13 protein-coding genes are annotated in these 15910 nt (G+C 71.9%); 1 reads left to right on the top strand and 12 read right to left on the bottom strand.

Going from position 1 to position 15910, the window contains the following annotated elements; translation table 11 throughout:
- Nucleotides 1-57: 57 nt before the first annotated feature.
- From topA to bldG, 7 genes are all read right to left on the bottom strand, one after another.
- Complete coding sequence (gene topA, locus BFF78_RS19430) at nt 58-2892, bottom strand: type I DNA topoisomerase (protein WP_069779531.1); 2835 nt, start codon at nt 2890-2892, stop codon at nt 58-60.
- Between the two features lie 268 nt (nt 2893-3160).
- Nucleotides 3161-3358: a hypothetical protein gene (locus tag BFF78_RS19435; RefSeq protein WP_069779532.1), complete on the bottom strand. Its 198-nt coding sequence runs from the start codon at nt 3356-3358 to the stop codon at nt 3161-3163.
- A gap of 599 nt (nt 3359-3957) precedes the next feature.
- Complete coding sequence (locus tag BFF78_RS19440) at nt 3958-5499, bottom strand: DUF7059 domain-containing protein (RefSeq protein ID WP_193433496.1); 1542 nt, start codon at nt 5497-5499, stop codon at nt 3958-3960.
- A 218-nt stretch (nt 5500-5717) separates the two neighbouring features.
- Nucleotides 5718-6338: a small secreted protein gene (locus tag BFF78_RS19445; protein WP_069779533.1), complete on the bottom strand. Its 621-nt coding sequence runs from the start codon at nt 6336-6338 to the stop codon at nt 5718-5720.
- Nucleotides 6339-6563: 225 nt separating this feature from the next.
- A complete protein-coding gene (locus BFF78_RS19450; RefSeq protein WP_069779534.1) occupies nt 6564-8966 on the bottom strand; it encodes a sodium-translocating pyrophosphatase in 2403 nt (800 codons plus the stop codon).
- A gap of 272 nt (nt 8967-9238) precedes the next feature.
- Complete coding sequence (locus tag BFF78_RS19455; RefSeq protein WP_069779535.1) at nt 9239-9667, bottom strand: ATP-binding protein; 429 nt, start codon at nt 9665-9667, stop codon at nt 9239-9241.
- A gap of 203 nt (nt 9668-9870) precedes the next feature.
- Nucleotides 9871-10212 (bottom strand): anti-sigma factor antagonist BldG, encoded by a 342-nt coding sequence (bldG, locus tag BFF78_RS19460; RefSeq protein WP_009189842.1) that lies wholly within the window; start codon nt 10210-10212, stop codon nt 9871-9873.
- A gap of 74 nt (nt 10213-10286) precedes the next feature.
- Between bldG and BFF78_RS19465 the strand changes: the two genes are divergently transcribed.
- Nucleotides 10287-12794, top strand: coding sequence for a DEAD/DEAH box helicase (locus tag BFF78_RS19465; protein ID WP_079161386.1), 2508 nt, complete (start codon nt 10287-10289; stop codon nt 12792-12794).
- Here the strand turns inward: BFF78_RS19465 and BFF78_RS50170 are convergent.
- From BFF78_RS50170 to BFF78_RS19485, 5 genes are all read right to left on the bottom strand, one after another.
- On the bottom strand, nt 12706-13593 hold the full coding sequence (locus BFF78_RS50170) for an Rv3654c family TadE-like protein (protein WP_418346667.1): 888 nt from the start codon (nt 13591-13593) through the stop codon (nt 12706-12708). The two genes, BFF78_RS19465 and BFF78_RS50170, sit on opposite strands and share 89 nt — an antisense overlap.
- On the bottom strand, nt 13590-13928 hold the full coding sequence (locus tag BFF78_RS19470; protein ID WP_069779537.1) for a TadE family type IV pilus minor pilin: 339 nt from the start codon (nt 13926-13928) through the stop codon (nt 13590-13592). Before BFF78_RS19470 ends, BFF78_RS50170 begins: the two co-directional genes overlap by 4 nt.
- 22 nt (nt 13929-13950) lie before the next feature.
- On the bottom strand, nt 13951-14151 hold the full coding sequence (locus tag BFF78_RS19475; RefSeq protein WP_069779538.1) for a DUF4244 domain-containing protein: 201 nt from the start codon (nt 14149-14151) through the stop codon (nt 13951-13953).
- Nucleotides 14152-14239: 88 nt separating this feature from the next.
- Nucleotides 14240-15019 (bottom strand): type II secretion system F family protein, encoded by a 780-nt coding sequence (locus BFF78_RS19480; RefSeq protein WP_069779539.1) that lies wholly within the window; start codon nt 15017-15019, stop codon nt 14240-14242.
- Nucleotides 15020-15063: 44 nt separating this feature from the next.
- A complete protein-coding gene (locus BFF78_RS19485) occupies nt 15064-15909 on the bottom strand; it encodes a type II secretion system F family protein (RefSeq protein ID WP_193433667.1) in 846 nt (281 codons plus the stop codon).
- Nucleotide 15910: the final 1 nt, after the last annotated feature.

Below are 15910 nucleotides of genomic sequence, written 5' to 3' on the forward strand. Positions count from 1 at the left end.
CGTTCACATTGCGAAGCCGAAGCGACGGCCGGCAGCGGGTCTTGCGAGCCGCCGGCGTCAGTCCTCCGAGCCGGACGCCGTCGCCTTGGAAGCCGTGGCCTTCTTGGCCGTCGTCTTCTTCGCCGTGGTCTTCTTCGCGGCCGCGGTCGTCTTCTTCGCCGCCGTCTTCTTGGCGGCGGTCTTCTTCGCCGGGGCGGCCTTCTTGGCCGGAGCCTTCTTCGCGGTCTTCTTGGCGGGCGCCTTCGCGCGCTTCTCGGCGAGCAGCTCGAAGCCGCGCTCCGGGGTGATCGCCTCGACGCTGTCGCCGGAGCGCAGGGTCGCGTTGGTCTCGCCGTCGGTGACGTACGGCCCGAAGCGGCCGTCCTTGACCACGACCGGCTTGCCGGAGACCGGGTCCTCGCCCAGCTCCTTCAGCGGCGGCTTGGCGGCGGCCCGGCCACGCTGCTTGGGCTGGGCGTAGATCGCCTGCGCCTCCTCCAGCGTGATCGTGAAGAGCTGGTCCTCGGACTGCAGCGAGCGCGAGTCCGTGCCCTTCTTCAGATACGGGCCGTAGCGGCCGTTCTGCGCGGTGATCTCCTGGCCGTCGGCATCGGTGCCGACGGTCCGCGGCAGCGACATCAGCTTCAGCGCGTCCTCGAGGGTCACCGTGTCCAGCGACATCGACTTGAAGAGCGAGGCCGTGCGCGGCTTGACCGCGTTCTTGCCGGTCTTCGGGGTGCCCTCGGGGAGGACCTCCGTGACGTACGGGCCGTAGCGGCCGTCCTTGGCGACGATCGGGTGGTGCGGCGGCTCCGGGTCGGTGCCGAGCACGCGCTCACCGCTGGGCTTGGCCAGCAGTTCCTCGGCCAGCTCGACCGTCAGCTCGTCCGGCGGCAGGTCGTCGGGGATGTCCGCGCGCTGGTGCTGCTCGGTGTCCTTCTCGCCGCGCTCGATGTACGGGCCGTAGCGGCCGACGCGCAGCACGATGTCGCCGCCCACCGGGAACGAGGACACCTCGCGCGCGTCGATCGCGCCCAGGTCGGTCACCAGTTCCTTGAGGCCGCCGAGGTGGTCCCCGTCGCCGTTGCCGGCGTCGGCCGCGCCGCCCGTGGCCGTGCCCTCGCCGAAGTAGAAGCGCCTCAGCCACGGCACCGCCTGGGCCTGACCGGCCGCGATGCGGTCGAGGTCGTCCTCCATCTTGGCGGTGAAGTCGTAGTCGACGAGCCGCCCGAAGTGCTTCTCCAGGAGGTTGACCACGGCGAAGGACAGGAAGGACGGCACCAGGGCCGTGCCCTTCTTGAAGACGTAGCCGCGGTCGAGGATCGTGCCGATGATCGACGCGTACGTCGACGGGCGGCCGATCTCCCGCTCTTCCAGCTCCTTGACCAGCGAGGCCTCGGTGTAGCGGGCCGGGGGCTTGGTGGCGTGGCCGTCGACCGTGATCTCCTCGGCGGACAGCGCGTCGCCCTCGGCGACCTGCGGCAGCCGGCGCTCGCGGTCGTCCAGCTCGGCGTTCGGGTCGTCGGCACCCTCGACGTAGGCCTTCAGGAAGCCGTGGAAGGTGATCGTCTTGCCGGATGCGCTGAACTCGACGTCCCGGCCGTCGGCGGCGGTGCCACCGATCTTCACGGTCACGCTGTTGCCGGTCGCGTCCTTCATCTGGGAGGCGACGGTCCGCTTCCAGATCAGCTCGTAGAGCTTGAACTGGTCGCCGGTCAGGCCGGTCTCGGCCGGGGTGCGGAAACGATCACCCGAGGGGCGGATCGCCTCGTGCGCCTCCTGGGCGTTCTTGACCTTGGCGGCGTACGTACGCGGCTGCGGGGGCAGGTAGTCGGCGCCGTAGAGCTGCGTGACCTGGGCGCGGGCCGCGGCGATCGCGGTGTCGCTCAGCGTCGTGGAGTCCGTACGCATGTACGTGATGTAGCCGTTCTCGTACAGCTTCTGCGCGATCTGCATGGTCGCCTTCGCGCCGAAGCCGAGCTTGCGGCTGGCCTCCTGCTGCAGCGTCGTCGTACGGAACGGGGCGTACGGCGAGCGGCGGTACGGCTTGGACTCGACGGACCGGACGGAGAAGCGGGTGTTCTCCAGGGCGGCGGCGAGGGCGCGGGCGGTCGCCTCGTCGAGGTGGAGGGTGTTCGCGCTCTTGAGCTGTCCCACGGAGTCGAAGTCGCGGCCCTGCGCGATCCGCCTGCCGTCGACGGTCTGCAGGCGGGCGACCAGCGACGACGGGTCCGACGGATCTCCCGCGCGGCCGGTCGCGAAGGTGCCCGTCAGGTCCCAGTACTCAGCAGAACGAAACGCCATCCGCTCGCGTTCCCGCTCCACGACGAGTCGCGTGGCGACGGACTGCACGCGGCCGGCCGACAGCCGGGGCATGACCTTCTTCCACAGCACCGGCGAGACCTCGTAGCCGTAGAGGCGGTCGAGGATGCGGCGGGTCTCCTGGGCGTCGACCAGCTTCTGGTTGAGCTGGCGCGGGTTGGCCACGGCCTCGCGGATCGCGTCCTTGGTGATCTCGTGGAAGACCATCCGCTTGACCGGGATCTTCGGCTTGAGGACCTCCTGGAGGTGCCAGGCGATCGCCTCGCCCTCCCGGTCCTCATCGGTGGCGAGGAAGAGCTCGTCGGACTCCTTGAGCAGGTCCTTGAGCTTCTTGACCTGCGCCCTCTTGTCGGCGTTGATCACATAGATCGGCTGGAAGTCATGGTCGACGTCCACACCGAGGCGGCGCACCTCGCCGGTGTACTTCTCGGGCACCTCCGCGGCGCCGTTGGGGAGGTCACGAATGTGCCCGACGCTTGCTTCGACGACGTAGCCGGGGCCGAGGTAGCCCTTGATCGTCTTCGCCTTGGCAGGCGACTCGACGATGACGAGTCGGCGGCCGCCCTGTGCGGTCTCGCTGGTCGGGGACAACTTCGCTCTTCTCTCCGGTCGACGCTGGGGCCTCCCCAGGGCTTCCTCCCGGGGTCGCGGCGTACTTCTGGCACGTGTGACGCTGCGGAGTGTGACGGTACATCCCGCCCCCGTGTCAAACGGGAAAAGCCCACAACGGCCACTCGAACGGTAACCCGACTACCGCCATTCCTGCCGCCCGGAGTACCGGGTACCCACTCGAGGCATGTCCGGAGCGTGCTGCTCCCCTTACTCCCGCGGCACTCCCGCCGCGGCACGCCCGCCGACGTCAGAGGCGCATCAGGCAGTACACACCGAGGGCCAGCGCGACCGTCCCGGCCACGCTCGCGAGGGTCGCCGATGCGACCTGGTTCACACCGTGGGCCACCGGTTCGCGGCGCCTGAGGCGGGTGCCGGTCCAGGCCAGCAGGGCGCCTCCGAACAGGGCGAACACCACGCCCGCGAAGATCGCCGGCCCGCTCTCCATGCCCGCCCACCTCTTCCGTGCCGTCCGGCTCCGCCCAGCGCCGGGAGGGTGACACGCGCGGGAGGCGGGCGGGCGACATCGGGGTGAACGGAGGGTCCACGTGATTTCAAACACGTGATCGAATATCAAGGGGACGGGTCCGGCATCCATATTTTTCCAGCCGTTTTCCCGACACCGGCGCGTCCCGGCTTCCGCCGGCGGTCCGCTTCCGGACGTCACGGCCCCCGGCCGACGGTCCGTTCCCGCCCGTGCCACCGGCGTACGACGATGATCCGGACGCGTGCCGCCCAGGCATCCGGGGACGACTACGACAGCACCGGTATCCGGCATACCGCAGGCGACCCAGCCGCCCTGGCCCGGCGGCCCGCCGGAGCAGCCACCGTGGCCGGCCGCGCGCCAGACAGCCAGCGTGGCCGGCCGCGCGCCGAATCAGCCGCTGCGGCCCGGCCGCCCGCCGGATCAACCACAGTGGGCCCACCGCGCGCCAAACCCACGTAGCCCGGCCTCGCGCCAAACCCACGGCCCCGGCCTCGCCGGACCCACGGCCGTAGCCCGGCGCGCACCGGACCGGTCGTCGTAGCCCCGGCCCGGCGGCTCGCTCAGTGCGCCGGCTCGAGGAAGCCCTGCTCCACCAGCAGACGGATCTGCGCGGGGGTCCGGTCGCGGAGCACCACCGGGTCCTCGTTCATGAGCTGGGCGATGGCGTCCAGGATGCGGCCCGCGCTCAGCGTGCCGTCGCAGACGCCCGCGAATCCGGCGCCGATCGTGTCCACCTTCGTGGCCCGGCGCATCCCGCGGTGCTGGCGCAGCACCACATGCTCCGGGTCCTCGGCACCGGGCAGCCCGACCTGCTCCTGGACCACCTCGGCGGCGAGCCTGAAGTGGCTCTCGAGCAGCGCCGCGTCGTCGTGCTCCCGGAGATAGTCGAGCCGCTCGAAGTGCGCCAGAATCGTGTCGCCGAGGGGCTGTTCGACCGGGTGGGGCCACTCCTCCACGCTGACGACGGGCTCGGCGGAACCCGTCCTGCGCAGGGTGATCCAGCCGAAGCCGACCGCCTTGACCTTGCGCGCCTCGAACTCGTCGAGCCAGGCGTCGTACCGCGCCTGGTACTCGGCCGGATCCCCGCGGTGGTCACCGGCGTCCCTCAGCCACAGTTCGGCGTACTGTGTGACGTCCTGCACCTCGCGCTGCACGATCCAGGCATCGCACCCGCGCGGCACCCATGACCTGAGTCTGTCCTGCCAGTCCTCCCCTGCCACGTGCTGCCAGTTGGCGAGGAACTGCGCGAACCCGCCCTCGCTCAGCCGTTCCCCCGCCTGCTGAACGAGCGAGCGGCACAGATCGTCCCCGCCCATGCCACCGTCCCGGTACGTCAGCCGGGCGCCGGGCGAGATGACGAAGGGCGGGTTGGAGACGATCAGGTCGAAGGTCTCGTCGTCCCGGACGGGCCCGAAGAGCGAACCCTCGCGCAGGTCCGCGGCGGGCGCGCCGGAGAGGGCGAGCGTGAGCGCGGTGATGTGCAGTGCGCGTGGGTTGAGGTCCGTCGCCGTCACGCGCGTGGCGTGCTGGGCGGCATGCAGCGCCTGGATGCCGGAGCCGGTGCCGAGGTCCAGGGCGGACGCGACCGGCGTACGGACGGTGATGCCGGCGAGGGTCGTGGACGCGCCGCCGACGCCCAGCACGACGGCTGTGTCCGCCTGGCGGCCCAGCTGTCCGATGCCGCCCGCACCGCCGACCGCGCAGCCCAGGTCGGAGACGATGAACCAGTCCTCGCCGCCGGGACCGCCGTAGGGCCGTACGTCCACGGTGGCGGCCACCTCGTCGCCGCCCACGCGCGTGAGCCACCCGGCCCGAAGCGCCTCCTCGGCCGGCAGAACGGCCGCCACGCGCGCGTACGGCACCGGTTGCTGGAGCAGGAACAGCCGTACGAGCGTCTCCAGCGAGGTGTCGCCACGGGTCGCCCTCAGGGCGGGCACGGTCTCGCTGCGGGCCAGCGCCGCGTACGCGGGGGCGCCGAGCAGGTCGAGCAGCCCGTCGGCGGTGAAGGAGGCGGCCAGCAGCGCGTCCCGCAGGCGCGCGGCGATGTCGGTCCGGTCGGAAGCGGGCAGGGAAGCGAGTCCGGAATCAGTCACGCCCCCCATTGTGGCCCGCGGCACCTGCCGGACGCGGCCTCAGCGCGCCCCACCGACACGGCCCGGCCACGGCCCGCCGGCCGGTACCGGGCGGGCCCGCGTGAGCGAGGCCACCGGCCCCTCGTCGGCCGCGAGCCACCGGCCGCCGTGGGCCGACGGCCGCGCACCACCGCTCACCGGCCACCACCGTGAGCCACCGCTTGCGGACCGCCGCGCGAAGGGCCGCCTCAACCCGCCGACGACGCGGGCGACGCCGATGCCGATTCCGACGCCGCGGCCTTCTTGCAGCTGGCCTGCTCGGCCATCGCCTTCTTGACGTCGCCCTCCTCCAGCCGCTTCAGCGCCTCCGTGCCGCTGTCGCTCTGCTTGCCGACCTCCTTGGTCTGGGTGGCGGCGACGCCCTTGAGACCTTGGGCGAACTTGCCCTGGTCGCTGGTGTCGAGCCCGTCGACCTTCTTCTTCAGGGCGGCGTACGACGCGGAGAGACCGGCGAGGTTCTTGGCGGCGTCCTGCTGCCGCTTGGTGCCGTCGTCGATCCCGGGGGGAGCTCCGGCGCTGTCGAGGGCCTCGGCGAGCGCCTTGTAGCCGTCGGCCATGTCCTGGAAGGCCTGCGAGTAGGTCTTCTGGGCGCTCTTGGGCGGCAGGTTGCTGTTGGTGGCGATGGCCGCGATCGACGCGTTCGCCGCCTTGATCTTGGTGTCCTGAGCGGGCACCGCGTCACACACCGACTTGGCCCAGGCGACCAGCTTGGGGTCGGGCCCCTTGTCGCCGCCGCTGCTGCTGCATCCCGACAGCGCCATCACCAGTACCGCACCGCCGGACAGTGCGGCCGCGAGCTTCTTGTTCACCGGATTGGTCCCTTCCATGGCTCTCGGCCCACGGACCCTACACGGCGAACACACACCCTTCGCATCCCGAACGCCCCCAAGGCGCCCTTTGTGACCCTTTGCACCATGAGAGAGAAGGCTCACCACGTGGGCGAGCCCACAGACCACCTCACAGACGCGGGCGGGCGGGCGGCGCGTCAACACGCGCCGTCCGCCCGCCCGTTGAGCAGGGCTTTCCCAGAGCGTCTAGGAAACCACCGCCGTGTTCGGTGAGTTGGCGACCCGCTCGGTGCTCTCGTCGTCGCCGACGGCGATTCCACGCCGCTTGGAGACGTACACGGCAACGGCGATCACGGCGAACGCGAGGGTCGCGACCGCGATCCGTACGCCCAGGTTCTTGTCGTTGCCGTAGGAGAACTTGATCACCGCGGGCGCGATGAGCAGCGAGACCAGGTTCATGACCTTCAGCAGGGGGTTGATCGCCGGTCCCGCGGTGTCCTTGAAGGGGTCGCCGACGGTGTCGCCGATGACCGTGGCCGCATGGGCCTCGCTGCCCTTGCCGCCGTGGTGGCCGTCCTCCACCAGCTTCTTGGCGTTGTCCCAGGCGCCGCCGGAGTTGGCGAGGAACACCGCCATCAGCGTGCCCGCGCCGATCGCGCCGGCGAGGTAGGAGCCGAGCGAGCCGACGCCGAGCGTGAACCCGATGAAGATGGGCGCCATCACGGCGAGCAGACCGGGTGTGGCCAGTTCCCTGAGGGCGTCCCTGGTGCAGATGTCGACGACCTTGCCGTACTCGGGCTTCTCGGTGAAGTCCATGATCCCGGGCTTCTCGCGGAACTGCCGCCGTACCTCGAAGACCACCGAACCGGCCGACCGGGACACGGCGTTGATGGCCAGTCCGGAGAAGAGGAAGACGACCGCGGCGCCCGCGATGAGGCCGACGAGGTTGTTGGGCTGCGAGATGTCCAGGGACAGACTCATCGGCGCACCGGGGCCGGTGAGCTTCTCCCCGACATCCTGCACATTGGTGGTGATCGCGTCGCGGTACGACCCGAACAGCGCCGACGCGGCGAGCACGGCGGTGGCGATGGCGATGCCCTTGGTGATGGCCTTGGTGGTGTTGCCCACCGCGTCCAGGTTGGTGAGCACCTGCGCGCCCGCGCCCTCGACGTCGCCGGACATCTCGGCGATGCCCTGGGCGTTGTCGGAGACCGGCCCGAAGGTGTCCATGGCGACGATCACGCCGACCGTGGTGAGCAGACCGGTGCCGGCCAGCGCGACCGCGAACAGCGCGAGCATGATCGACGTACCGCCGAGCAGGAACGCGCCGTACACGCCGAGCCCGATGAGCAGCGCGGTGTAGACGGCCGACTCCAGGCCGACCGAGATGCCGGACAGGACGACGGTGGCCGGTCCGGTGAGGGAGGTCTTGCCGATGTCCCGCACCGGGCGGCGGTTGGTCTCGGTGAAGTAGCCGGTCAGCTGCTGGATGACGGCGGCGAGCAGGATGCCGATGGCCACCGCGACCAGGGCGAGCAGCCGCGGGTCGCCGTCCTTGCCCCTGATCGCCGCGTCCGTCACCCCGTGCAGGCCGGAGTACTTGGACGGCAGGTAGACGAAGACCGCGACGGCCACCAGCACCAGGGAGATCACCGCGGAGATGAAGAAGCCGCGGTTGATCGCCGTCATGCCGCTGCGGTCGGCGCGGCGTGGGGCGACCGCGAAGATGCCGATCATCGCCGTGATGACGCCGATGGCGGGCACGAGCAGCGGGAACGCCAGCCCGGAATTGCCGAACGCGACCTTGCCGAGGATCAGCGCGGCCACCAGGGTCACGGCGTACGACTCGAAGAGGTCGGCCGCCATGCCCGCGCAGTCGCCGACGTTGTCGCCCACGTTGTCGGCGATGGTCGCGGCATTGCGCGGATCGTCCTCCGGAATGCCCTGTTCGACCTTGCCGACCAGGTCGGCGCCGACGTCGGCGGCCTTGGTGAAGATGCCGCCGCCCACACGCATGAACATGGCGATCAGGGCGGCGCCGAGGCCGAAGCCCTCCAGCACCTTCGGCGCGTCGGCCGCGTACACCAGCACCACGCAGGAGGCGCCCAGCAGGCCGAGCCCCACTGTGAACATGCCGACGACGCCACCCGTGCGAAATGCGATCTTCATCGCGGTGTGCGAGACGGTGGTGAGATCTTTTTCTGGTTCGCCTGGGGCCGGTGTGGCTTCCCGGGCCGCCGCGGCGACCCGCACATTGCTGCGTACGGCGAGCCACATGCCGATATAGCCGGTGGCCGCCGAGAACGCCGCTCCGATCAGGAAGAACACCGATCGTCCGGCACGCTGATTCCAGTTGTCCGCGGGCAGCAGCATGAGCAGGAAGAAGACGACGACAGCGAATACGCCGAGCGTGCGCAGCTGCCGGGCGAGATACGCCTTCGCGCCTTCCTGGACCGCCTCGGCGATCCGTTTCATGCTGTCGGTGCCCTCGCCCGCGGCCAGCACCTGGCGCACCAGGATCCCCGCGACCACCAGCGCGGCCAGGGCGACCGCCGCGATGACGGCCACCATGATCCGGTTGTCGTCGGTCAGGACCGCCGCTGCGAGGGATGTGGGGTGATCCGATTGAGGGATGGAAAGCCCCGCCATTCGTCCTCCTTGACGCTTGGGCTGAGCTCAAGATGTGGACGGATTCTAGGTACCCCGGAGTGATCTCAACAGGGCGCGGTAAACGGAATTAGCCTCAACGGGCTCATCAGCAAATGATCGAGATCGCGCCACACCACCCGAATGGAGTAATGCCCCCAGGGCATTGTCGATGATCGTGAATTAATTCACGAATTCGGAAGGGTCCCTGTTCATGCCGGAAAAACGCCGAGGGCCCTGCTCGGCAGGGCCCTCGTGACGTGCTGCGGCGGCGTTCAGAGAAGCGCCGCGGTCGGCGGTGTGGTCGGCCAGGTCATGCGGATCAGGCCGCCGTCGTGTCCGGTGGTGACGTGAACGTCGTCAACGAGGCCGCTGATGACCGCGAGGCCCATCTCGTCCTCCTCGACCTCCTCGCCTTCGTTCGCGGCGCCGGGCGTGTCGCCCGGGGCGGCGTGCGGCGCCTCGTCACCGACCTCGATGGAGAACTGTTTCTCCTCCTCGATCAGTGCCACCTTCACGGGCGCGCTGATACCACTGCTCTGGTGCAGTCCGACGGCACGGGAGCAGGCCTCGCCGACGGCGAGCCGGACCTCGTCGAGGACGGCCTCGTCCACTCCGGCCCTGCGTGCCACCGCGGCCGCCACCAGCCGGGCGGTCCGGACGTGCTCGGGCAGCGCGCTGAAGCGGAGTTCGACGGTGGCCATGCATCCCCCTCGCGACTACGGGCGTGCGGTCGGGCGCGGGGCCACCGAGCGCCCGCACCCCTGGTGTGCTTCTGTGGCCCGGGCCGCTTCACGGCCCGGGACGGAACCGGCAGACGCAACCGGCCGCGCACGAGAACGGGCCGGACGCGACCGGCCGGCGTCCGGACTCCCGCGGGAGCCGGGCGCCGGTGACCGGTCCGGAATCAGTCGGTGGCCGCTACCGCTTCATCGACCGAGGTGTGGATCGGGAACACCTTGGTGAGGCCGGTGATGCGGAAGATCTTGAGAATGCGCTCCTGGTTGCAGACCAGGCGCAGCGAGCCCTCATGGGCACGCACTCGCTTCAGACCGCCGACCAGCACGCCGAGCCCGGTGGAGTCGAGGAAGTCCACGCCCTCCATGTCGACGACGAGGTGGAAATTCCCGTCGTTCACCAGCTCGACCAGCTGCTCGCGCAGCTTGGGCGCGGTGTATACATCGATTTCGCCACCGACCTCGACGACCGTACGATCGCCGACGGTACGGGTCGACAGGGACAGGTCCACGGATCCTCCAGCACCTTGCTATCGAGCGGTCGCCCCTCGGGGCTTGCGGCCCCCGGGATGCTTCGCCAGCCGCGATGGCATTCAATCACTTACTGGCAGGCGTGCACGACGCCTTGGCTCCATTGTCCGTCACGCCAGTGACACACTCGGTGCCGATGGCCAAGAATCACCGATCCGATCGATCCCCGGCGGCCCCGGCGTCCCGCCCGTCTCCGGGCGCGGTCCTGGACCGGCTCGCCTCGGGGCCGAGCCGGTCTGCGCGCATCACTCATACGGAGCACTTGCCCCCGCGCGCGGGCCGCCATGCCGTCTGGCCTGACCGGATTCGGTCCGAGGTGATCGCGGCCGTCCAGGCGTGCGGCATCGAACACCCCTGGGCGCACCAGGCGCTGGCCGCCGAGCACGCCCTGGACGGCGACTCGGTGGTCGTCGCCACCGGCACCGCCTCCGGCAAGTCCCTCGCGTATCTCGTGCCCGTCCTGTCCACCCTCCTGGATGGTGCCGAGGCTCCGAACGGCCGAGGGGCCACCGCGCTGTACCTGGCACCCACCAAGGCGCTCGCGGCGGATCAGTGCCGATCGGTGAAGGAACTTTCACAACCTCTCGGCAGCGCCGTGCGCCCCGCCGTGTACGACGGCGACACCCCGTTCGAGGAACGGGAGTGGATCCGCCAGTACGCCAACTACGTCCTGACCAACCCGGACATGCTGCACCGCGGCATACTCCCCGCGCACCCGCGCTGGTCCTCCTTCCTGAAGTCGCTCAAGTACGTCGTCATCGACGAGTGCCACACCTACCGGGGCGTCTTCGGCTCGCACGTCGCCCAGGTGCTGCGCCGGCTGCGCCGCCTGTGCGCCCGCTACGGCGCCTCGCCCGTCTTCCTGCTGGCCTCGGCGACCGCCGCCGAGCCCGCCGTGGCCGCCCGCCGGCTGACCGGCCTGCCGGTGACCGAGGTCGCCGACGACGCCTCCCCGCGCGGGGAGCTGGTCTTCGCCCTCTGGGAGCCGCCGCTCACCGAACTGCACGGCGAGAAGGGCGCCCCGGTACGCCGTACCGCCACCGCCGAGACCGCCGACCTGCTGACCGACCTGACCGTGCAGGGCGTGCGCTCGGTCGCCTTCGTACGGTCCCGGCGTGGCGCCGAGCTGATCTCGGTGATCGCCCAGGAGAAACTGGCCGAGGTCGACCGCTCCCTGGTCCGGCGGGTCGCGGCCTACCGCGGCGGCTACCTCCCCGAGGAGCGCCGCGCCCTGGAACGCGCCCTGCACTCCGGCGAACTCCTCGGGCTGGCCGCCACGACGGCCCTGGAGCTGGGCGTGGACGTCTCCGGCCTGGACGCGGTGGTCATCTCCGGCTACCCGGGCACGCGCGCGTCCCTGTGGCAGCAGGCGGGCCGAGCGGGCCGCTCGGGCCAGGGAGCGCTCGCCGTGCTGGTGGCCCGGGACGACCCCCTGGACACCTTCCTCGTCCACCACCCCGAGGCCCTGTTCGACCAGCCGGTGGAATCCACTGTCCTCGACCCCGACAACCCCTACGTGCTCGCCCCGCACCTGTGCGCCGCCGCCGCCGAACTCCCGCTGACCGAGGAGGACCTGGACCTCTTCGGCCCCGCCTGCGCGGACGTGCTGCCGCAGCTGGAGGCCGCGAAGCTGCTCCGCCGGCGGACCAAGGCCTGGCACTGGACGCGCCGGGAGCGGGCCGCCGACCTGACCGACATCCGGGGCGCGGGCGGGCGCCCGGTCGAGGTCGTCGAGTCCGGCACGGGCCGCCTGCTCGGCACGGTCGACGCCGGCGCCGCGCACTCCACGGTCCACGAGGGCGCGGTCCACCTCCATCAGGGCCGCACCTATCTGGTGCGCCAGCTGGACCTGGAGGACTCGGTCGCCCTGGTCGAGCAGGCCGACCCGCCGTATTCCACGGTCGCCCGCGACACCACCTCCATCTCCATCCTGGAGACCGACACCGAGATCCCCTGGGGTTCCGGCCGCCTCTGCTACGGATCGGTCGAAGTCACCAACCAGGTGGTCTCCTACCTCCGCAGACGCCTCATCACCGGCGAAGTGCTCGGCGAGACCAAACTCGACCTCCCTCCTCGTACGCTGCGCACGCGCGCGGTGTGGTGGACGGTCACCGACGACCAGCTGGACGAGGCCCGGATCAACCCGGAGATCCTCGGCGGCTCCCTGCACGCCGCCGAACACGCCTCCATCGGTCTGCTCCCCCTCTTCGCGACCTGCGACCGCTGGGACATCGGCGGCGTCTCGATCCCGCTGCACCCGGACACCCTGCTGCCGACGGTCTTCGTGTACGACGGCCATCCCGGCGGCGCGGGCTTCGCCGAGCGCGCCTTCCACACCGCCCGCGCCTGGCTCACCGCCACCCGCGAGGCCATCGCCTCCTGCGAGTGCGAGGCCGGCTGCCCGTCCTGCATCCAGTCCCCCAAGTGCGGCAACGGCAACGACCCGCTGCACAAGAGGGGGGCGGTACGGCTCCTCACGGTGCTGTTGCGGGGAGCGCCGGAGGAGAAACCCGGGGGACAGCCGACGGAGGAGCCGATGCCGGGGCGGGCGCCGCACGCTTGAGGGGGTCCGGTATGGCGCCCTCTCCGGTGTGGCGCCCTCTCCGGCGTCGGGGTCCTCCGGCACGAGTTCCTCCGGCACGGATCTCGCTGGCACGGGGGTCCTGCGGAATTGATCTCTCCGGTATGGATCCCGTTGCCGCCGGTTCGACCGTCCTCAATTCCTCCGGCACCGATCGCTCCGCCTCTGGTCCCGTTGGCCTCGATCCCGCCGACTGTGGTCCCGCGAGTCCCCGTCCTGCGAGCGGTGGTCCCACCGGCCCCCGTCCCGGCAGTCCCGGTCCCGCGAGTCCCGGTCCCGCCAGCTCTGAACCCACCGGTCCGGCTCCCGCCAGCCCTGGACCTGCACGCTCTGGACCCGCCAGCCCTAGGCCCGCCAGCTCTGAACCCACCGGCCCTGGACCCACCGGCCCGGCTCCCGCCGGCCCTGGCCCTGCCAGCCCTAGTCCCGCACGCTCTGGACCCGCCGGCCCCGCTCTGGCCCTGGCCTCCGCTGTGAACGGTCCTCTTCCGGCGGTCGCCGTCACATCCGAGGTCTCGCCGACGATCGCGCACCGCACCAGCCGTACTCCCTGGGCCGCCGCCACCCGCTCGGCCCGGGCGCAGGCCGCCGCACCGCCCTCGGTCCAGTGGGCCGCCGCCGCGAGCGCCGCCAGGTCCGCGCCACCGGCCGCCCGGTGCCGGACCACGACGGCCTGCCCGAGCGCGAGCACGGCGCCGAACACCGCACAGAGCACAGCCATCGCCCCCAGGCTCCACACGGTGGCGGACCCACGGTCGCAGCCAAGCCGGTCCCGCCTCATGGCCCCGCCTCCCCCGCCCCCAGGGTCTCCTCGGCCGGCGCGACGGCCTCCTCCCGCACCTCGAAGGGCAGCCCGCTCAGCACCGGCGGCCTGGCCACCACCGTCACCCGGACCTGGTCGCCCTCGCGCCCGACGGTCACCCGCGCCCCGCGTGGCGCCGCCTCCCGGGTCACCGTCACCACCGCGTCGGCCGGGTCCTGACGGGCGGCGGCCCGGGCGCCGATGCGGGCGGCGTCCACGCACCGGATCTGTGCGGCCACCACGAGCAGCCCCCAGACCAGCGCCATCGTGAACGCCACCAGCACACAGAGCACCACAGCCGCCTCCGCGGTCACGAACCCCCGGTCCGCCCCTCGCTCACATCCGCGCACTGAGGGCCTTCTTCACGATGTCCTGCAGCTCCGCACGGACCTCGCCGCTGGTGACGACCTCGTAGAGCAGCAACGCGAACCCGACGGCCGCGATGATCCCCATCGCGTATTCGGACGTCACCATTCCGGCGTCCCCGCGGCACGTCGCCCGCAGCCGGCCCGCCACGTCCTTGATCTTCCTGTTCATTCCAACCCCCTTGAGATGCATGTCTTTTGTGGTTCTCGTCGATTGCACGACTCGTTGACCGATCAGGGCTCGCTTCTCCTCGTACGCCTCACCTGCCTCGCATCACCCCGCCCGCGAGTCCGATCACGACGGGCAGGACGCCGACCGCGATGAAGGCGGGCAGGAAGCACAGGCCCACCGGCGCGGAGATCAGTACGGCCGCGCGCCGGGCCCGGGCCGTCGCGGTGCGGGCCCACTGCGCGCGTGCGTCGGAGGCGAGACGGGTGGCCGGGCCGGCCGCCGGAAGCCCGGACTCGTCGGCCCGCTCCAGCAGCCGCGCCAGGGCTCCGGCACCGGGCAGCGCGGCCAGCCGGCGCCAGGCATCCGCCGGTGCACCACCGAGCCGCACCTCGGCCGCGCCCCGCGCCAGCGCCTCCCCGACCGGTCCGCCGAGCGCGTCGCCCACCGCCTGAGCGGCGATCACCGGACCCGCGCCCGCCGCGATGCAGGCAGCCAGCAGATCGGCGGCGAGCGGGAGCTGGCGTGCGGCTTCCGCCGCGTCGGCCGACGCCGCCCGGTCGGCCGCCAACTGCCGGCTCCGCCACCGCCACAGCACGACCCCGGCACCCACCCCGAGCACGGCCCCGGTCACACCACCGGCCAGAACCCACGCGCCGCACACCGCCCCGACGGGCGGCAACCACCGCCGCACCGCGCCCGCCGAGGTGAACCGACGCCTGGACACCGGCACTTCCAGGCCGAGCAGTTCCGCCACCCGACGCCGCGCCCGACGCCGCCGCCGGACCAGATCCAGCCGCCGGACCACCCAGCCGAGGAGCAGCACCACGCCCCCGACGATCCCCAGCCTGTGGACAACTTCCCCGTTCATACCGCCCGCTCTCCCCACACGCCTCGGCCCACCCACTCCCCCGCTCACACCGCCCCCGCTCCCCGCACGATCCGCACCGCCCACCACACCCCCGCCCCCTCGAACGCCGAGCCGGCCGCCAGGCAGCCGAGGCCGGCGCCCGTGTGCAGCAGGACGCGCAGCGGGTGCGCGCCCATGGCCGCGCCGAGGAGGAGGCCGAGGGCGGGGAGTACGGCGAGGAGGACCGTGGTCGCGCGAGCACCTGCCAACTGGGCGTGGAGGTCCGCGCGTTGGTCCCGCTCGGCGCGCAGGGCCGCGTCCAGCCGGTCCAGGCCGGCCGCAAGACCGGCGCCCTGGTCCACGGCCACCCGCCAGCACGCGGCCAGCCCGAGCAGGCCCTCGGCACCCGGCTGCCGGGCCGCGGCGGCGAGCGCGCCCGGCACGTCCCCGCCGAACCGCGCCGCCGCGACCACGGCCGCCTGAGCCTCGCCGAGCCCGCCGGAGTCCCGCGCCGCCCGCAGCAGTGCCTCGCCGGGCTGCCGTCCGGCGCGCACCTCCCCGGCGAGGGCCCCGCACAGGGCGATCACCGCATCCGCCCGCCGCTCCCGGGCACACCGGGCCTGCCGGGCCAGCCTTACCCGGCGCAGCACCGGCACCCCGGCCGCCCCCGCGGCGACCGGAATCACCGAGGTCCCCAGCAGCCCGAGCAGCAGGCCGGCCACGAGCGCCCACCACTCGGCACCCAACCGGCCACGCAGCCGCCGCAGTTCCGCAAGAGCCTGGTCCCAGGAGGGCGGGCCGCTCGTCACCACTCCGCCGCCCGCGAGCAGCAGCCGTGCCCGCCGCATGCCGTAGTGCCGCCCGCCCAGCAGCCAGACCAGCGCGCCGAAGCAGATCAGCGCGGCACCCATG

It is taken from the genome of Streptomyces fodineus (assembly GCF_001735805.1).
GTDB lineage: Bacteria > Actinomycetota > Actinomycetes > Streptomycetales > Streptomycetaceae > Streptomyces > Streptomyces fodineus.